The sequence below is a fragment of the Neobacillus niacini NBRC 15566 genome (assembly GCF_001591505.1).
GTDB classification, from domain to species: domain Bacteria; phylum Bacillota; class Bacilli; order Bacillales; family Cytobacillaceae; genus Neobacillus; species Neobacillus niacini.
In genome coordinates this window covers 178,946-197,185 of the sequence record NZ_BCVA01000001.1, presented here as the reverse complement: position 1 = coordinate 197,185, position 18,240 = coordinate 178,946, and the positions used below count along the sequence as shown (strand labels likewise).

Below are 18,240 nucleotides of genomic sequence, written 5' to 3'. Positions count from 1 at the left end.
CATTTTAAATAATGAGACAAGCAACAAAGGAGGAAAAAATGTGGAAACGATCATAAAATTCTTACCAAAAAACATTGCCGATCTAATCAGTAAAATCCCTCCTAATCAAAAAGCAGAATTGGAAGAAATCCGGATTCGCATCGGACGACCTATAGAAATCACGATGAAAGGAGCTCCGAGATTTCTCTCGTACATCATTCAGCAAGAAGATGCGTTCCATCTAATGAATAAAATCAGCCAATTCTCCATCTATACGCTTGAGGAAGAGTTGAAGCGAGGGTATATAACTGTTTCAGGAGGTCATCGGATTGGACTTGCAGGAAAGGTGATTCTTGAAGAAGGAAAGGTAAAAGCATTAAGGGATATTGCTTCTTTTAATATCCGGATTGCCAAAGAGAAGTTAGGAATAGCAGAGACGATTACTCCCTTTATATTCAATGATTCCTGGATGCATACAATGATTGTCGGTCCTCCCCAAACAGGGAAAACGACACTTTTACGTGATATTGCCAGAATCATTTCAACCGGAAATCATGAAAGAGGAATCCACGCATATAAGGTAGGGATCGTGGATGAACGTTCAGAAATTGCCGGGTGTGTTAATGGCATTCCGCAAATGTCGTTCGGTCATCGTCTAGATGTGTTAGATGCCTGCCCAAAAGCAGAGGGGATGATGATGATGATTCGTTCCATGAGTCCGGATGTGTTAGTTGTCGATGAAATTGGTCGAATTGAGGACGCAGATGCGATTCAAGAAGCTGTCCACGCAGGCATCAAACTAATTATGACCACACATGGAGCAAGCTTAGATGAGGTAAAGAACAGACCTTCATTAAAATCCATTATTGAGCAGAACATATTTCAACGATTTATTGTACTCAGCAGATCACAAGGACCAGGAACCATTACACATATTTTGGATGGAAGCGGAAAAGAACTGAGTCAAAAAGTGAGAGTGATGTAAATGGTTAAGATAATTGGCGCCATTTTTATTATACTCGCTACCACTTGGACGGGGTTTGAAGCTGCCAAACATTTAAGCGAGCGCCCGAGGCAGCTCAGGCAGTTAAAATCTGCCCTGCAATCACTTGAAGCAGAAATTATGTATGGTCATACACCCTTGCATGAAGCGGCGAGAAGATTGGCTGCACAACTTTCTCAGCCATTGTCTTCTTTTTTTGAAGGATTTGCAAAGAGATTAACTGATACAGAAACAACGGTTAAAGACGCTTGGGGAGACAGCTTAAAGGAGATTTGGAATCAAACAGCATTTAAACAAGGTGAATTTGAAATTATGAAACAATTCGGGGAAACCCTCGGTCGGCACGATCGCTTTTCCCAGCAGAAACATATTATGCTAACTCTTTCCCACCTCGAAAGAGAAGAAGCAGACGCCATTCAAAGCCAAGCAAAATATGAAAAGATGGTAAAGAGTTTAGGGTTCTTTTCAGGATTATTACTGATCATTTTATTAATTTAGGGGGAAAAGCAATGGGCTTAGAAGTGGACATTATTTTTAAAATAGCGGGAGTAGGTATAGTGGTTGCGTTTTTGCATACGGTACTCGATCAGGTTGGGAAAAAGGAATATGCCCAGTGGGTAACACTCTTTGGTTTTATTTACATTTTGTTTCAAGTCGCGTCAATTGTTGACGATCTCTTCCAAAAAATAAAATCTGTCTTCTTGTTTCAATAGAAAGGAGGGCTTTGCCATTGAAATTATTAAGATAGTTGGCGTGGCTCTTGTTGCAACCTTCCTTGCTTTAATCATTAAAGAGCAAAAACCTAATTTCGCCTTCCTGTTAATTGTATTTGTTGGCTGCAGCATTTTTCTGTTTCTTGTCGATAAAATATATGAAATTATTCATATGCTTGAAAAGCTTGCAGTGAATGCAAATGTAAATTTGATCTACGTAGAGACCATACTAAAAATCATTGGAATTGCCTATATTGCTGAGTTTGCATCTCAAATTACCAAGGACGCAGGCCAAGGGGCAGTGGCTTCAAAAATTGAACTCGCTGGAAAGGTGTTGATACTGGCGATGGCAATTCCAATTTTAACCGTCATGATTGAAACAATAATTAAGCTGATTCCAAGCTAGAAAGGCATTTCCTTTTGAAAATATGAGGTGAAAATGATGAAGCAAAAGCTGCAGATTATTCCCATTATGATTCTATTATTTCTATTTTTTACTTCAACAAATGTACAAGCTAACGAAGAAGTGAAGGATAACCATACACCTCTATCCCCGCAGGAATTAGTAGATGCACAGCTTGAAACTATGGATTTAACAGAACTTAAACAATATTGGGAGGATATTCAAACTAAATATGGCGGCTTTCTCCCTGAAAGCCAAAAGGGGAGTCTGTACGATTTTGTAAAGGGGGACAAGCAATTCTCCTTTAAGGAATGGACACAGGGAATCATTAAATTCTTGTTTCATGAATTTGTTGTAAATGGTAAACTGCTAGGTTCATTAATCCTGCTAACGATATTCAGTATGTTTCTCCAATCGATGCAAAATGCATTTGAGAGCAGTACCGTCAGTAAAGTTGCCTACTCCATTGTCTATATGGTCCTAGTAATAATTGCCCTTAATAGTTTTCATATCGTCATACAATATACCAATGAGGCTATTGGAAGCATGATTTCATTCGTGCTTGCGCTGATTCCGCTTTTGTTAGCCTTGATCGCTTCTTCTGGAGGAATAATCTCAGCCGCTTTCTTTCATCCAGTTATCTTATTTTTAATGAATATCAGCGGAATGTTTATGCAATTTGTTATACTCCCACTTCTCTTTTTAGCCACTCTTTTAAGTATCGTGAGTACGATGTCAGACCAGTATAAAGTGACACAGCTGGCACAGCTGTTAAGAAACTGGAGCATTGGTTTAATGGGGCTTTTCTTGACGGTCTTTCTTGGAGTCATATCGGTCCAAGGTGCTTCTACTGCCATAACGGATGGTGTAGCCATCCGTACAGCAAAATTCGTTACAGGCAACTTTATTCCTGTCATTGGCAGAATCTTCACTGACGCAGCTGATACAGTAGTAAGTGCATCTGGATTATTGAAGAATTCAGTGGGTATTGCAGGGGTTGCTATTCTCCTCATTATCGTGGCATTCCCTGCTTTTAAAATATTGATGATCGCCTTTATTTATAAATTTGCAGCTGCGATATTACAGCCATTAGGCGGGGGTCCCGTTATTAAATGCTTAGATATCATCAGCAAAAGTGTTATCTATGTTTTTGCAGCGCTAGGTATTGTCTCTCTCATGTTTTTTTTAAGTATTACAGTAATTGTCGCAGCAGGGAATTTAACAATGATGATGAGATAGGGGAGAACGTTATGCAGTTTTTAATAGAGTGGGTTACGAATATCATCCTATTTATTCTTTTAGCAACGGTTATTGATATGCTGCTGCCTAATACAAATCTACAAAAATATACAAAAATGGTTACGGGGCTGCTGCTTATTGCCATCATCCTTACGCCGATTTTTAAGTTACTCTCTAAGGATTTTGAAACTGTGATGGCTCAGATTCCCACATTTCAGGATTCTGGAGAAAAAAATATGGAAAATTTAATAGAAATGCAGAAAAAAGAAATACAAGCCTCCAATCATGCATATATTTTAGAAACAATGGCTGTCCAGCTTGAAAAGGGAGTAGAGGAGGAGTTGATGGAACAATTTGGTTTGGAAATTGCAAAAATTAATCTTACAACCAAGGATGATAGCCAAGAATCATTCCCTGAAAACCTAGAAATGGTTACCGTGCTATTAAAACAGCCAGAATCATCTTTAAGGACAGTCGAAGCTATACAACCAGTTAGTATTACTACCGAAACACCTCTTCCATCTAAGGAACCAACAGAAGAATCAGAAGAAATCGCCGCATTTCTTTCGCAGCAATGGAATGTCACTGAAAAAGCAATTGAGATCTCGGTTGAAGGGGGGATGAATAAGTAGAATGGAAAATAATAAAGGACCATTTTCATGGTTGAAAAACATAATGGCTAAGGGTGAGACTTCCGATAAAAAGTCCGGGAAATATCAATATATGATTCTAGTGCTGTGCATCGGTGCTGCATTCATGATTGTTGGAAATGTACTATTTTCCGATAAATCAGCTCCGCTTGATAGTAAGGCTGTAACCACGAGCCAAGCAGAAACTACTGATGTTGAGGCGTTTAGCCTTAAGAAGGACTCAAATAATAAAAGTATTTCTGGATACGAGGAAGAGTATGAAAAGCAGCTTAAGAAGGCACTGGAAGAAATGCTGGGTGTAGACGATGTAACGGTTGTCGTGAACATTGATTCTACTGACAAGAAAATTCTCGAGAAAAATACGGTGACAAAATCTCAGACAACGGAAGAAAAAGACAATGAGGGCGGGGAACGAAAGGTACAGGATACCTCCACGGACCAGCAATTAGTCATTATTCGTGAAGGAGAGAAAGAGGTACCCATTGTGGTTGAATATCAAAAACCTGCTATTCGTGGAGTATTAGTGGTGGCTAAAGGAGCAGGAAATATTCAAATTAAAAAAAATATTATTGAGGCAGTAACAAGATCACTTGATGTACCAAGTCATCGCGTTGCCGTTATGCCTAAAAAATAAAAGGGGGATATTAAAAATGTTATTGAAAAAACAAACAGTTTGGTTGTTAACTATGTTAAGTTTGGTGGTTGTATTGTCCGTTTATTACATTACTTCTCCGGAACAAAAAAGCAATGAACTTGCTGCAGTGAAGCAAGAAGAGAAAGCAGATTCAAAGGAAAAAGAAACGAAAACTGATACTGAAGCAAAAGAAGGCGACACTGTTATTTCTTCAGTTGCTGGTGATGAAGAATTTGAAGCACTACGATTAAAGCTTCAAGATGAACGCAGCGAATTAAAGGAACAATTAAACGCTGTTGTGGCAACGACTGATCTTCCAGCGGCTGAAAGAAGCGAAGCAGTGGATCAAATGAAAAAATTAAATGAAATTGCCCAAAAGGAAGAAATGCTTGAAACTTTAATTAAAGCTATGGATTATGAGGATGCCCTTGTTAGAGCAGATGGTTCAACAGTTAAAATTATTGTAAAGTCTAATAAAGAGTCTTCTAAATCCGAAGCAAATGCAATTATCCAAATGGTTAAGAAAGAAATTGGCGAAACTAACTTTGTTGCTGTTGAATTCCAGCCAACTAAATAATCCGATAGACCTATAAGGAGAGCTCCTGCTTTCCTTTTTTTACTGTTCACTTAACAAGAATATTGAACTTTAATAAGATATTAGCGTATAGTATTAGTAGTTAGTCTTAATCTAGCAGGACAAGGAGTGTTTAGATTGTTAAAAGTACAAGAAATTCGTGAATTAATTAAATTAGTGGACCAATCCAGCATTGATGAATTTGTATATGAAATTGAAGGCTCAAAAATTAAAATGAAAAAAAATCTTGGAACTACAACTGTTACCACTGTACAAGTACCACAAGCAGCAGTGGCTCAGGCAGTTCCTGTCGTGCAGCCAGAAGCAGTTACAAGTAAAGCGCCTGTACAAGAAATAAAGCAGGAAGAAGCAGTAACTAATGCTCCAAGTCAGGCTGATACTTCAAATTTACACAAAATTACTTCTCCAATGGTTGGGACTTTTTATGCCTCACCAACACCAGAAGCAGACGCTTATGTAAAAGCGGGTTCTGTTGTGACAAAGGATTCTATCGTATGTATTGTGGAAGCAATGAAATTATTTAATGAAATTGAAGCTGAAGTAAATGGTGAAATTGTAGAAGTTCTTGCGAAGAACGGACAATTAGTAGAATATGGACAACCATTATTTTTAGTGAAGCCAGAATAAGGAGCGATAACAGGATGATAAAGAAACTGTTAATTGCAAATAGAGGAGAAATTGCAGTAAGGATTATTCGTGCGTGTAGAGAAATGGGTATTGAATCAGTAGCCGTCTTCTCCGAAGCAGATCGTGAAGCGCTGCATGTACAACTTGCAGATGAAGCCTATTGCATTGGACCAAAATTATCAAAAGAGAGTTACTTAAATGTGACGAATATCATTAGTGTAGCAAAACTAACAGGTTGTGATGCGATTCACCCTGGCTATGGTTTTTTAGCTGAAAATGCAGATTTCGCTGAGCTTTGCCGTGAATGCAATATTATCTTCGTAGGACCAAGCCCAGAAGCGATCACGAAAATGGGAACGAAAGATATTGCAAGGGAAACAATGCGTGAAGCTGGAGTTCCGATTGTACCTGGTTCAACTGGTATCATTAATGATATTGATGAAGCGCTTGAGCTTGTAAGTAAAATTGAATATCCAGTGATTATCAAAGCAACTGCTGGCGGTGGCGGTAAAGGGATCCGCGTGGCAAAAAATGAACAAGAACTAGTTAAAGGTATTTCTATTACACAGCAGGAGGCATTGACTGCCTTTGGTAATCCAGGAGTATACATAGAAAAGTATATCGAGGATTTCCGTCATGTTGAAATACAAGTACTTGCAGACTCCTATGGAAACACGATCCATCTTGGAGAGAGAGACTGTTCTATTCAACGCAGACTTCAAAAGCTTTTAGAAGAAACACCTTCACCGGCCTTGGATGGAGAAATTCGTGCTGAAATGGGAAATGCAGCAGTTAAAGCCGCAAAAGCAGTTGATTATTCAGGTGCAGGAACGGTAGAATTTATATATGACTACCGCAATCGGAAATATTACTTTATGGAAATGAACACAAGGATACAGGTGGAGCACCCTGTAACAGAATTGGTCACAGGTGTGGATCTAATTAAGGAGCAAATCCGAGTTGCTTCTGGAGAGAAATTAACGTTAAATCAACAGGACGTTACGTTTACAGGCTGGGCAATTGAGTGCCGAATTAATGCCGAGAATCCAGAAAAGAACTTCATGCCTTCAGCAGGGAAAATTAATATGTATTTGCCTCCTGGCGGTTTTGGCGTTCGGATTGATTCAGCAGCATATCCAGGTTACACCATTCCACCTTATTATGATTCCATGATTGCGAAAGTTATCACATATGGTAGTAGCAGGGAAGAAGCAATCTCACGAATGAAACGTGCACTAAGCGAATTTGTGATTGAGGGAGTTCATACCACCATCCCTTTCCATTTAAGATTGCTTGAGCATGAAAGTTTCGTAGAGGGACAATTCAATACGAAGTTTCTTGAGTTACATGATGTGATGAAAACTAGCTAAAATCTGGAGGTGTACTTTATGAGCGAGTATAATGTACTAGAAATGAGTCAAGGAAACAGCGGGCATGGGAAAGTAGAGATTGCACCTGAAGTCATTGAAGTCATTGCAGGTATTGCTGCTTCCGAGGTTGAAGGAGTAGCGCAAATGCGTGGGAATTTTGCTACCGGTGTAGTAGAACGTTTAGGCAAGAAAAACCATGGTAAAGGTGTTAAAGTGGAACTTTCAGAAGAAGGAATTACGGTAGATGTATACTGCTTAATGAAATTTGGAGTATCCATCCCTACAGTCGCAGGGAAAATACAGGATAACATTCGCCAGGCATTGTTAAATATGACTGCATTAGAAGCAGAGGCAGTAAACATTCACGTTGTCGGCATTTCCTTTGAAACCCAAAAGCTAGAACCAGAAGTGGAAGAAGAGATTTAACCCATTTGACCAAAGGAGTAATCCTTTGGTTTTTTTTCTTTTTTGGTTATTAGTAGACTGCTTCTAGGTAAAAATAAGTTCTTACAGTGCGAATCAGTTTTAGTTGTGCTATTATCTTTTTATGTACAAAACATTAATACGACATGGTTGTATAAAATTTGACAAAATTAATTATTATCTCTAAAGGAGTTAACGGTATAATGAAAAGAAGAACAGCAAGGGAAAAAGCGTTACAAGCTCTTTTTCAAATTGATGTAAGTAACACAGAACCATCTTCAGCAATCGATCATGTTTTGGAAGGCGAAACGGGAGATGACTACCTTACCAAGCTAGTTTTGGGCGTTGTGGAACAAAAAGATCAAATTGATCCATACATTAAAGAAAATCTTGAAAAATGGACGATGGACCGTTTAGCAACGGTTGATAGAAATTTATTAAGGATCGCTATTTACGAGTTATTATATTTCCGTGATGAAATTCCTGAAAATGTTATTTTAGATGAAGCGATAGAAATTGCTAAAATTTACGGAGATGAACAATCCAGCCGTTTTATTAATGGGGTCCTATCGAAGGTAAAAGAAAAATTGTAAGACGACTAATTATGAATAGGAGGAGAAACAAATGGCAGCAACTATTATTGATGGGAAAGAAATAGCAGCGAAAAAAAAGGTAGAAATTGCATCTGAGGTCCAAAAACTAAAGGCATTGGGAATTACACCAGGACTTGCGGTTATTCTTGTTGGAAATAATCATGCATCGAGAACGTATGTGACGAATAAAGAAAAAACTTGTCGAGACCTAGGTATGCACTCAGTACTAATTGAACTACCAGAAACGGCTACCCAGGAAGAATTACTTCAAAAAATAGAGGAACTAAATGTAGATCCCGCTATCCATGGCATTTTAGTACAGCTTCCTCTTCCAAAGCACATCGATGAAACAAGAGTTATTGAGTCAATATCTCCTTTAAAGGATGTAGACGGATTTCACCCGATAAATATTGGAAGAATGATGACGGGGCAAGATGCATTCTTACCGTGTACCCCTTACGGAATCATGGTACTCTTAGAAGAAATGGGTATATCGGTTGCCGGGAAACATGTTGTTGTCGTGGGGAGAAGTAATATTGTAGGAAAGCCAGTTGGTCAGTTGTTTCTTAATCAACATGCAACGGTAACCTATTGTCATTCGAAAACAATCGATTTACAATACCATACTACTCAAGCTGATATTCTTGTCGCAGCAGTTGGCCTGGCCAACTTTATTAAGGCTGATCATGTAAAAGAAGGTGCGGTTGTGATTGATGTAGGGATCAATCGGAATGAAGCAGGTAAGCTTTGCGGCGATGTTGCGTTTGATGAAGTAAGTCAGAAGGCAGGTTATATTACCCCTGTACCAAAAGGAGTAGGTCCGATGACCATTACTATGCTCATGTATAACACTCTTAAATCAGCAAAAAATACGCTGCGGTCCTAAAAAGGAGTTCCTTATGCAGGAAAAAAAGTATTTATCTGTGCTTGCATTAACAAAATACATAAAAAGAAAATTTGATGCAGACCCTCATTTACAAGATGTACATGTTCGAGGAGAAATCTCAAACTTCAAACAGCACTCAAGCGGACATATGTATTTTACATTAAAGGATGACAAAGCTAGGATTCTTGCAGTGATGTTTGCTGGCCAATCACGTGCCATGAAGTTTTTACCAGAAAACGGAATGAAGGTGGTTGTAAAAGGGGACATCTCGGTTTATGAACCAAGTGGTCAATATCAAATATATATTAAAGAAATGCAGCCAGATGGAATCGGGGAATTATTTTTAGCCTACGAGCAGTTAAGAAAAAGACTTGAAGCTGAAGGGCTATTCTCAATAGAACAAAAAAAGCCTATTCCTAGTTATCCGAAAACGGTGGGGGTTATAACATCACCAACAGGAGCTGCAATAAGGGATATTATCACCACAATTAAAAGACGTTATCCCATTGCAAATATCCTTGTTTTACCAGCGCTTGTACAGGGTGAGAATGCAGCGGCTTCGATAGCACGGGCTATTAGTAAAGCAAACAAGATGGAAAACTTAGATATACTAATTGTTGGGCGCGGAGGCGGTTCGATTGAAGAGTTATGGGCTTTTAATGAGGAGATAGTTGCTAGGGCCATTAATCAATCGGAAATCCCTATTATTTCTGCAGTCGGCCATGAAACTGATTTTACGATTGCCGATTTTGTCGCAGACATGCGTGCTCCAACACCAACTGCAGCAGCAGAGCTTGCCGTTCCTCATATTGATGAATTAATGGAAAGACTGCTTCAGCGGAAGACCCGGATGCTTCAATCCATGAACGGTAGATTTCGATATGAAAAACAACGATTAGAGCGTGCACAAAAATCCTATGCATTTCGTTATCCACATCGTCTTTACGAACAAAAACTTGAACAGGTAGATAAATTAACAGAATCACTTGTACGTGGGACTGCTAGATTGACTGATCTAAAAAAGTCCCAATATGAAACGATTCATAACCGACTCATTCGAAACCATCCAAAAGTAGTATATCGTGATGCAGAAATTAGATTTGAGCGTTCGAAAAAAGATATCCAACGGGCAATGGGACAAATCTTCTTGAAGAAACAAAACGAATTTGAAAGAATTCTCGCTATGCTTCAAGCTTTAAGCCCGTTAAAAATAATGGAACGAGGATTTAGTCTCGTTTATTCAGAAGACAATGTGTTAATAAAAAGTGTTAAACAAGTAAAAGAGAACGAACCACTTCAAATTCAATTAACAGATGGTAGCCTTCTCTGTAATGTACAGAACATAAAGGAGAGCGAAAATCGTGACGAATGAACAAAAGATTTCCTTTGAGGAAGCAATGAATAAGCTTGAGCAAATTGTTGATAAGCTTGAAGAAGGGGATGTCCCTCTCGAAGCGGCCATTGCCTTTTATAAAGAGGGAATGGAGCTGTCAAAACTCTGTCATGATAAGTTAAAAAATGTCGAAGAACAATTAACACAGATTATTACGGAGGACGGACGTAAACAAAACTTTACGATTGAAGAGGAGGTATAGGCTTTGACTACTAAAGTTCTAGATGCTTTTACACAAGAACATAAACAGCTACTTGAATCTGAGCTTCAAACCTTGGTGGAAAAGCTTAATGCGCCTCCTATTATTAAAGAAGCAATGCATTATTCATTTAAGGCAGGCGGTAAGAGAATCCGTCCATTACTGGTATTTGCTACGCTTGCTGCTTTTGAAAAAGATCCAAAAATCGGTCTAATGGCCGCTGCCGCAATTGAAATGATTCATACATATTCGCTAATCCATGATGACCTGCCAAGTATGGACAATGATGATCTAAGAAGAGGCAAGCCTACGAATCATAAAGTATTTGGAGAGTCCATTGCCATTTTAGCAGGAGATGCATTATTGACCTATAGCTTTCAGGTAATTGGACAAACTCCTAACGAATTCGCGTCTAGTGAAACCAAACTTCAACTCATTATGGAGATGGCCCAAGCTGCTGGCAGCGAAGGAATGGTTGGTGGTCAGGTGGCTGATATGGAAGGAGAGGGAAAAACTCTTACCGTTGAGGAACTTGAGTATATCCACATCCATAAGACAGGGAAGTTATTGAAGTTCAGCGTTATCGCTGGCGCATTGTTAGGTGGAGCAAGTCAAACTCAATTGGAAAACCTGTCTTCATTTGCCCATCATTTAGGGCTTGCATTTCAAATACAAGACGACATTCTTGACCTAGAAGGAAATCAGGAATTACTAGGTAAACCTGTTGGAAGTGATTCTGCTAATGAGAAGAGCACATATCCACAGTTATTGTCTATGGAGGGTGCGAAGAAAGAGTTAGGACAGCAATTGCACCTTTCTAAACAATATTTGGATAAGACAGGACTTAACATCCTTTTACTTAAAGAAATTGCTGATCTTATAGCATCAAGAGACCACTAAATAACTGGTATTTGAACAACAACGTAATTGTGTTATAATTGTTGTCAATGTAGAAATCGTTGTCAATGCCGTTACCACTTTTTGTGTTAGCGGCTATTTTTTACTAGGTGTATGGAAAGAAATAGAATGAAAGTGAGTGGTCCAAACATGGATCTGTTATCAATAAAAGACCCTTCCTTTTTAAAAGGGATGTCAAATCAAGAATTGGAGGTTTTAAGTCAAGAAATACGCCAATTCTTGATTGAAAAACTGTCTGTTACTGGAGGCCATATTGGACCGAATTTAGGTGTTGTCGAATTAACCATTGCCTTACATAAATGTTTTGACAGCCCCAAAGATAAATTTATTTGGGATGTAGGACATCAGTCTTATGTTCATAAAATACTTACAGGCAGAGCGTGTGAATTTGATACATTGCGTCAATTTAAGGGACTGTGCGGCTTCCCAAAAAGAATTGAAAGCGAGCATGATGTTTGGGAAACAGGGCATAGTTCAACTTCCCTTTCAGCTGCGATGGGAATGGTCATCGCTAGAGACTTGAAAAAAGAGAGTTCCTTTGTTGTACCTATCATTGGCGATGGTGCGTTAACTGGAGGAATGGCGTTAGAAGCATTAAATCATATAGGCCATGAGAAAAAGAATATGATTGTCATTCTGAACGACAATGAAATGTCCATTGCCCCAAATGTTGGTGCTCTTCATAACATTCTTGGTCAATTACGGACAGCTGGTAAATATCAATGGGTTAAAGACGAGTTAGAATTGTTATTGAAAAAGGTACCAGCTGTCGGAGGGAAACTTGCAGCCACTGCGGAACGTGTGAAAGATAGTCTTAAATATTTATTTGTGTCGGGAATGTTCTTTGAGGAGATGGGGTTTACATACTTAGGTCCGGTTGATGGTCATGATTATGAAGCTTTATTTGAAAATTTACGCTATGCCAAAAAAACGGAAGGACCAGTCCTTCTTCATGTCATCACGAAAAAAGGGAAAGGTTTTCAGCCAGCTGAAAGTGATAAAAAAGGTACTTGGCATGGCACAGGACCTTATAAGATGGACACAGGTGCCTTTGTTAAGTCTGATAAAGCCCCTCCAGCATGGAGCAGTTTAGTAAGTGAAACAGTTCGCAAGCTAGCTCGTGAGGATGAGAGGATTGTCGCGATAACGCCAGCTATGCCTGTTGGATCGAAACTAGAGGGCTTTGCTAGTGAGTTTCCAGAAAGAATGTTTGATGTGGGGATAGCAGAACAGCATGCAGCTACCGTTGCGGCTGGTTTGGCGACCCAAAATATGAAACCCTTTTTAGCGATTTATTCAACTTTCTTACAACGAGCGTATGACCAGGTTGTTCATGATATATGCCGTCAAAATTTAAATGTTTTTATCGGGATTGATCGGGCTGGTTTAGTAGGTGCAGATGGTGAAACGCACCAGGGCGTATTTGATATAGCTTTTCTAAGACATGTTCCTAATATTGTTTTAATGATGCCGAAAGATGAAAATGAAGGGCAGCATATGGTTTATACTGCGATGACCTATGATGATGGTCCAATTGCAATGAGATTTCCACGAGGTAATGGATTGGGTGTACCGTTGGATGAAACATTTAAGAGCATTCCAATCGGAACCTGGGAGGTTTTGAAGGAAGGCGAGGATGCGGCAATTTTAACGTTTGGTACAACCATTCCTATGGCTCTAGAAGCTGCAGAAACGCTTGAGAAACAAGGGATTTCCGTAAAAGTCATAAATGCTCGTTTTATTAAGCCTTTAGATGAAAAAATGCTCAATGAGTTATTTTTAAATAATATCCCTATTCTAACCATTGAAGAAGCAGTCTTACAGGGCGGTTTTGGAAGTTCTGTTCTAGAATATGCACATGAAAAAGGATTTTACCAGCAAGCAATCGACCGAATGGGGATACCTGACCAATTTATCGAACATGGTGATGTAGAATCGCTTCTGGAGGAAATTGGAATGACTACGTCAGAAGTCGTAAAAAGAATGACCATACTAGCTCGAAAAAAACAACAAAGGGCATAATTCATGAAGAATAAAGAACGATTAGATGTATTATTAGTTGAAAGAGGATTAGCAGAAACAAGAGAAAAAGCAAAACGTTCTATTATGGCAGGTTTGGTTTACACCAACGAAGAACGTTTAGATAAGCCTGGCGAGAAAGTGAAAGTAGATATCCCGTTAATGATAAAGGGGAATGTACTTCCCTATGTCAGTCGAGGTGGTCTAAAACTGGAGAAGGCAATAAAGATTTTTGATGTCTCAGTAAAAGATAAGATTATGCTCGATATAGGTGCTTCAACTGGTGGATTTACTGATTGTGCACTACAGAACGGTGCAAAAATGTCTTATGCACTGGATGTAGGGTACAATCAGTTAGCTTGGAAGCTGCGTCAGGATGAACGAGTAGTGGTAATGGAAAGAACCAACTTTCGGTATGTGACACCTGCTGATTTAGCTGGTGAAATGCCTAATTTTGCCACAATAGATGTTTCCTTTATCTCTTTAAAATTAATATTACCTGTCTTAAAAACCCTGCTTGTACCTGGCAGTGACATTGTGGCACTTGTTAAGCCTCAATTTGAAGCAGGTCGTGAGCAAGTTGGTAAAAAAGGTATCGTACGTGATGAAAAGGTACATTTACAGGTTGTTAATAAAATCGTTGATTTTGCTCTTGTGCAAGGATTCAATGCTGTTAATTTATCTTTTTCTCCGATTACCGGCGGAGATGGAAATATTGAGTTTCTCCTTCACCTTAAATGGATGGGAGAGCAGGACGCCGGTCAAAATCAATTGCCTAGAGAGCCAGAGCACATTGTAAAAGACGCTCATCAGGAATTTAAATCTAAACAAGATGTGGAAGGATAAGCCTATGCTTTTCCTTCCTTTTTGATTGGGCCCTTTTTTGAAAAATAATAATTGTACTTCCATGGCAAAATGGGCTAACATATGGGTATAAGCGACATTTTTGTACAAAATACATAAATGCTTTGGATGATTACGGGGTGAATGGATTGAATAAGGGTCAACGTCATATAAAAATTAGAGAAATTATTACTGCTAATGATATTGAAACACAAGATGAACTTGTTGATGAATTAAAGAGTGCAGGATTTAATGTTACGCAAGCAACAGTTTCTCGAGACATTAAAGAATTGCATCTGGTTAAAGTTCCGTTATTAGATGGGAGATATAAGTATAGCCTCCCAGCTGATCAACGGTTTAATCCGTTACAGAAATTAAAAAGATCATTAATGGATGCCTTTGTTCGCATCGATTCCGCAGGTCATTTATTAGTAATGAAATGTCTGCCTGGTAATGCTATGGCCATTGGTGCTCTGTTAGATAACCTAGATTGGGAAGAAGTACTAGGAACCATTTGTGGTGACGATACGATTTTAATCATTTGTCGTACGCCAGAAGATACAGAGACAATCACTAACCGGTTCCTTGATATGCTTTAATAGGGGGAATATACCTTGTTATCAGAATTATCGATAAAGAACTTTGCAATAATAGAGGCCCTTTCCATTTCGTTTGATAAAGGGCTGACCGTTTTAACAGGAGAAACAGGTGCAGGGAAATCCATTATTATAGATGCCATTCACCTGCTTGTAGGTGGCAGAGGATCCGCTGAGTTTGTCAGACATGGAGAAGAAAAAGCTGAAATTGAAGGTCTTTTCCAAATCGATGAGCACCATCCTTGCCACTCAAAGGCTTTTGAGTTTGGGATCGAAATTGAAGAAGGAATGGTTGTTTTACGAAGAGATATCTCTCGTTCGGGCAAAAGTGTGTGTAGAATTAACGGGAAACTAGTGACCATATCGACCCTTCGTGAAGTGGGATCAACCCTAGTGGATATACATAGCCAGCACGAACACCAAGATTTAATGGACGAGAGCAGACATTTACTCTTACTCGACCAATATGGATATGATGAAATATCTCAGTCACAGGCAGAATACCAGGAAGTGTTTCACCGCTATGAACAAACGTCCCAAAAGCTTAAATCGCTGAGTGAAAATGAGCAAAAAACCGCACATCGCCTCGATCTCATTCAATTTCAGTTTGATGAAATTCAAAATGCTAAATTAAAGTTGAAAGAAGACGAAGAACTTTTTGAAGAGAAAAGAAAACTTGCGAATTTTGAGCGTGTATTCGAGGCTGTTCAATCCAGTTATAATGCCTTAACTGGAGAACAAAAGGGACTTGATTGGATTAGTATGGTAATGGGTCAGCTAGAAGACGCTGCAGCACTGGATTCAGCATATAAAGAAATATATGAATCCGTTATGAACAGCTTTTATCAATTGGAAGACGCCTCACGTATGTTGAGGAATGAACTAGACGGATTAGAATATGACCCACAGCGTTTAAATGAGATTGAAGAGCGATTAAATGAAATTAATCAGTTGAAGCGTAAGTACGGAAAAACGATTGAAGAAATTTTAGAATATGCCGCTAAAATAGAAGAAGAAATTGAAACATTGCAAAACAAGGAAACACATATCGGTCAATTAGAAAAGCAGTTAACGTCCATTAAAAAAGATTTAATCCTTGAGGCTAAACAGTTAACCGAGCTTAGAAAACGCTGGGCTAATAAGCTCACTACTTTAATACATAATGAGTTAAAAGAGCTTTACATGGCAAAAACCGTGTTCGAAATTCGGTTTGAATCGATTTTACCTCATTTTTCAAAAAATGGTGTAGATCACGTGGAGTTCTATATTTCCACCAATCCTGGTGAACCGTTAAAGCCGTTATCTAAGATTGCCTCTGGCGGGGAGCTTTCAAGAATTATGCTGGCGCTAAAGAGTATTTTTTCAAAGCATCAAGGAGTTACTTCGATTATATTTGATGAGGTAGATACAGGAGTCAGCGGCAGAGTGGCTCAGTCAATTGCCGAAAAGATTTATAATGTTGCTGTTGATTCACAGGTACTATGTATTTCCCATTTACCACAAGTAGCTGCGATGGCTGACACTCATCTTTTTATTTCTAAGGTTACGGAAGGCGGCCGTACAAAAACCTCAGTTAATCCACTTAGTATTGAAGAAAAAATAAAGGAAATAGGGCGTATGATTTCAGGTGCTGAAATTACGGATTTAACAAAGAAACACGCGGAGGAATTGTTGTTTTTAGCTTCAGAAAACAAAAAAATTGTAAAGCTTCCCAATTAGGGGAGCTTTTTTATGTTGTATCAGGTTATAAATGGCGCTGATGCAGGCAAAATTAAAGATGTAGCCATTTCTATAGTGTGAAACAGAAGCGAGGAGAGTGAAGATTTTGAAGTTAGAAATAATTAGAAAGATCATTGGTGGAATTCTCCTTGTTTCATTAATCAGCGTTTTATATTATCAGCCATTACAGCAATACCTTGATATACCAAAGACCATTACAGTCTTTGAAGGACAAGATTATACTTTCCAAAAGGCTGTACCGGTATCAGCCTCATTAGTATCTCACAATCCGAATATCACACTTGAACAGGATCCAAACACAGTTTCCCTAACAGCTAGTGAAAATGGCAAAGATGAAATGTTACTAGAATTTGCAGGAATTCCAGTAAAAAAGGTCGATGTAAATGTCTTAAAGGACTTTAAAGTCCAGCCAGGAGGTCAGTCTATCGGTGTTAAATTAAACACGGTTGGCGTATTGGTCGTAGGTCACCATTTAGTTAATACCGAAGATGGAAAAAAATCCCCTGGAGAAATTGCAGGAATAAAAATTGGTGATATTATTACCGAAATCAATGGAAACAAAATTGAAAAAATGACAGATGTAGCACCTTTTGTACAAAATGCAGGACAAAACGGGCAAGCATTAGATATGGTAATTAGCAGGGAAAGTGGAAAGTTCACAACGAAACTTACTCCACTAAAAGATAAGGGAGAGAACTCCTATAAGCTTGGATTATACATTCGTGATTCAGCAGCAGGTATTGGAACGATGACTTTTGTTCATCCACAGACGAAAAAATATGGTGCCTTAGGGCATGTAATATCTGATATGGACACGAAGAAGCCAATTGTTGTTGAAGATGGTCAAATCGTTCGTTCAACTGTCACCTCTATTGAAAAAGGAAGCAATGGTGATCCTGGTGAAAAGCTTGCACGTTTCTCTTCAGATCGTGAAATTGTCGGAAACATCACAAAAAATAGTCCATTTGGCATATTTGGAGTGTTAAATAAAGAATTAAAGAACGGTATTATGGATAAACCGTTGCCAATTGCTCTATCTCACCAAGTAAAAGAAGGGCCAGCCAAAATCTTAACCGTTGTAAATGATGACAAGGTTGAAGAATTTGAAATTGAAATTGTCAGCACGATTCCGCAGAAATTTCCAGCAACAAAAGGCATGGTATTAAAAGTTACAGACCCAAGACTTCTTGAAAAAACTGGAGGAATCGTTCAAGGTATGAGCGGAAGTCCCATCATCCAGGATGGTAAGCTGATTGGTGCCGTAACACATGTCTTTGTCAATGATCCAACCTCAGGTTATGGAGTACACATTGAATGGATGTTAAGTGAAGCAGGAATTAACATATATGAAAAACCGCAGGAAAAGGCAAGTTGAAAATGAATTGGTTGTAAAACAAAATAGGCGAAACCGCCTATT

21 protein-coding genes are annotated in these 18,240 nt (G+C 38.7%); all 21 read left to right on the top strand.

What is annotated here, in order from left to right:
* Positions 1-40 precede the first annotated feature (40 nt).
* The 21 genes from spoIIIAA (at position 41) to spoIVB (ending at position 18,198) form a co-directional block, all read left to right on the top strand.
* Positions 41-964 (top strand): stage III sporulation protein AA, encoded by a 924-nt coding sequence (gene spoIIIAA, locus BANA01_RS01045; RefSeq protein WP_063251265.1) that lies wholly within the window; start codon positions 41-43, stop codon positions 962-964.
* Positions 965-1,480 (top strand): stage III sporulation protein SpoIIIAB, encoded by a 516-nt coding sequence (gene spoIIIAB, locus BANA01_RS01040; protein WP_063251264.1) that lies wholly within the window; start codon positions 965-967, stop codon positions 1,478-1,480.
* A gap of 11 nt (positions 1,481-1,491) precedes the next feature.
* A complete protein-coding gene (gene spoIIIAC, locus BANA01_RS01035; RefSeq protein ID WP_007084610.1) occupies positions 1,492-1,695 on the top strand; it encodes a stage III sporulation protein AC in 204 nt (67 codons plus the stop codon).
* 16 nt (positions 1,696-1,711) lie between these two features.
* Positions 1,712-2,101, top strand: a complete 390-nt coding sequence (spoIIIAD, locus tag BANA01_RS01030) for a stage III sporulation protein AD (RefSeq protein WP_174524393.1) — start codon at positions 1,712-1,714, stop codon at positions 2,099-2,101.
* 36 nt (positions 2,102-2,137) lie between these two features.
* The gene (gene spoIIIAE, locus BANA01_RS01025; RefSeq protein WP_063251262.1) at positions 2,138-3,337 is read left to right on the top strand and encodes a stage III sporulation protein AE; all 1,200 of its coding nucleotides are present in this window, start codon (positions 2,138-2,140) and stop codon (positions 3,335-3,337) included.
* A gap of 11 nt (positions 3,338-3,348) precedes the next feature.
* Positions 3,349-3,969 (top strand): stage III sporulation protein AF, encoded by a 621-nt coding sequence (gene spoIIIAF, locus BANA01_RS01020; RefSeq protein ID WP_063251261.1) that lies wholly within the window; start codon positions 3,349-3,351, stop codon positions 3,967-3,969.
* Position 3,970: 1 nt separating this feature from the next.
* Complete coding sequence (gene spoIIIAG, locus BANA01_RS01015; protein ID WP_063251260.1) at positions 3,971-4,621, top strand: stage III sporulation protein AG; 651 nt, start codon at positions 3,971-3,973, stop codon at positions 4,619-4,621.
* A gap of 16 nt (positions 4,622-4,637) precedes the next feature.
* Positions 4,638-5,198 (top strand): SpoIIIAH-like family protein, encoded by a 561-nt coding sequence (locus tag BANA01_RS01010; protein WP_063251259.1) that lies wholly within the window; start codon positions 4,638-4,640, stop codon positions 5,196-5,198.
* A 135-nt stretch (positions 5,199-5,333) separates the two neighbouring features.
* Positions 5,334-5,843, top strand: coding sequence for an acetyl-CoA carboxylase biotin carboxyl carrier protein (gene accB, locus BANA01_RS01005; protein WP_063251258.1), 510 nt, complete (start codon positions 5,334-5,336; stop codon positions 5,841-5,843).
* 14 nt (positions 5,844-5,857) lie between these two features.
* Positions 5,858-7,213 (top strand): acetyl-CoA carboxylase biotin carboxylase subunit, encoded by a 1,356-nt coding sequence (gene accC, locus BANA01_RS01000; RefSeq protein WP_063251257.1) that lies wholly within the window; start codon positions 5,858-5,860, stop codon positions 7,211-7,213.
* 18 nt (positions 7,214-7,231) lie between these two features.
* The gene (locus BANA01_RS00995) at positions 7,232-7,639 is read left to right on the top strand and encodes an Asp23/Gls24 family envelope stress response protein (RefSeq protein ID WP_063251256.1); all 408 of its coding nucleotides are present in this window, start codon (positions 7,232-7,234) and stop codon (positions 7,637-7,639) included.
* A 200-nt stretch (positions 7,640-7,839) separates the two neighbouring features.
* Positions 7,840-8,229 (top strand): transcription antitermination factor NusB, encoded by a 390-nt coding sequence (nusB, locus tag BANA01_RS00990; RefSeq protein WP_063251255.1) that lies wholly within the window; start codon positions 7,840-7,842, stop codon positions 8,227-8,229.
* A gap of 31 nt (positions 8,230-8,260) precedes the next feature.
* The gene (folD, locus tag BANA01_RS00985) at positions 8,261-9,115 is read left to right on the top strand and encodes a bifunctional methylenetetrahydrofolate dehydrogenase/methenyltetrahydrofolate cyclohydrolase FolD (protein ID WP_063251254.1); all 855 of its coding nucleotides are present in this window, start codon (positions 8,261-8,263) and stop codon (positions 9,113-9,115) included.
* Positions 9,116-9,128: 13 nt separating this feature from the next.
* Positions 9,129-10,487, top strand: coding sequence for an exodeoxyribonuclease VII large subunit (gene xseA, locus BANA01_RS00980; protein ID WP_063251253.1), 1,359 nt, complete (start codon positions 9,129-9,131; stop codon positions 10,485-10,487).
* Complete coding sequence (locus BANA01_RS00975) at positions 10,477-10,710, top strand: exodeoxyribonuclease VII small subunit (RefSeq protein WP_063251252.1); 234 nt, start codon at positions 10,477-10,479, stop codon at positions 10,708-10,710. The genes xseA and BANA01_RS00975 overlap by 11 nt, the downstream gene beginning before the upstream one ends.
* A 3-nt stretch (positions 10,711-10,713) precedes the next feature.
* Positions 10,714-11,607, top strand: coding sequence for a polyprenyl synthetase family protein (locus BANA01_RS00970; protein ID WP_063251251.1), 894 nt, complete (start codon positions 10,714-10,716; stop codon positions 11,605-11,607).
* Positions 11,608-11,754: 147 nt separating this feature from the next.
* On the top strand, positions 11,755-13,647 hold the full coding sequence (dxs, locus tag BANA01_RS00965) for a 1-deoxy-D-xylulose-5-phosphate synthase (RefSeq protein WP_063251403.1): 1,893 nt from the start codon (positions 11,755-11,757) through the stop codon (positions 13,645-13,647).
* A 3-nt stretch (positions 13,648-13,650) separates the two neighbouring features.
* Positions 13,651-14,490 (top strand): TlyA family RNA methyltransferase, encoded by an 840-nt coding sequence (locus tag BANA01_RS00960; protein WP_063251250.1) that lies wholly within the window; start codon positions 13,651-13,653, stop codon positions 14,488-14,490.
* A 146-nt stretch (positions 14,491-14,636) separates the two neighbouring features.
* Positions 14,637-15,086 (top strand): transcriptional regulator AhrC/ArgR, encoded by a 450-nt coding sequence (ahrC, locus tag BANA01_RS00955; protein ID WP_034673247.1) that lies wholly within the window; start codon positions 14,637-14,639, stop codon positions 15,084-15,086.
* Between the two features lie 15 nt (positions 15,087-15,101).
* Positions 15,102-16,802, top strand: a complete 1,701-nt coding sequence (gene recN, locus BANA01_RS00950; protein WP_034673129.1) for a DNA repair protein RecN — start codon at positions 15,102-15,104, stop codon at positions 16,800-16,802.
* Between the two features lie 97 nt (positions 16,803-16,899).
* On the top strand, positions 16,900-18,198 hold the full coding sequence (gene spoIVB / locus BANA01_RS00945; RefSeq protein WP_411834193.1) for a SpoIVB peptidase: 1,299 nt from the start codon (positions 16,900-16,902) through the stop codon (positions 18,196-18,198).
* Positions 18,199-18,240: the final 42 nt, after the last annotated feature.

Bases quoted from the DNA above. Each gene is read 5' to 3' on its own strand.
- spoIIIAB (WP_063251264.1), top strand. From the start codon at position 965: ATGGTTAAGATAATTGGCGCCATTTTTATTATACTCGCTACCACTTGG.
- spoIIIAC (WP_007084610.1), top strand. From the start codon at position 1,492: ATGGGCTTAGAAGTGGACATTATTTTTAAAATAGCGGGAGTAGGTATA.
- spoIIIAE (WP_063251262.1), top strand. From the start codon at position 2,138: ATGAAGCAAAAGCTGCAGATTATTCCCATTATGATTCTATTATTTCTA.
- spoIIIAF (WP_063251261.1), top strand. From the start codon at position 3,349: ATGCAGTTTTTAATAGAGTGGGTTACGAATATCATCCTATTTATTCTT.
- spoIIIAG (WP_063251260.1), top strand. From the start codon at position 3,971: ATGGAAAATAATAAAGGACCATTTTCATGGTTGAAAAACATAATGGCT.
- BANA01_RS01010 (WP_063251259.1), top strand. From the start codon at position 4,638: ATGTTATTGAAAAAACAAACAGTTTGGTTGTTAACTATGTTAAGTTTG.
- accC (WP_063251257.1), top strand. From the start codon at position 5,858: ATGATAAAGAAACTGTTAATTGCAAATAGAGGAGAAATTGCAGTAAGG.
- BANA01_RS00995 (WP_063251256.1), top strand. From the start codon at position 7,232: ATGAGCGAGTATAATGTACTAGAAATGAGTCAAGGAAACAGCGGGCAT.
- nusB (WP_063251255.1), top strand. From the start codon at position 7,840: ATGAAAAGAAGAACAGCAAGGGAAAAAGCGTTACAAGCTCTTTTTCAA.
- folD (WP_063251254.1), top strand. From the start codon at position 8,261: ATGGCAGCAACTATTATTGATGGGAAAGAAATAGCAGCGAAAAAAAAG.
- xseA (WP_063251253.1), top strand. From the start codon at position 9,129: ATGCAGGAAAAAAAGTATTTATCTGTGCTTGCATTAACAAAATACATA.
- dxs (WP_063251403.1), top strand. From the start codon at position 11,755: ATGGATCTGTTATCAATAAAAGACCCTTCCTTTTTAAAAGGGATGTCA.
- BANA01_RS00960 (WP_063251250.1), top strand. From the start codon at position 13,651: ATGAAGAATAAAGAACGATTAGATGTATTATTAGTTGAAAGAGGATTA.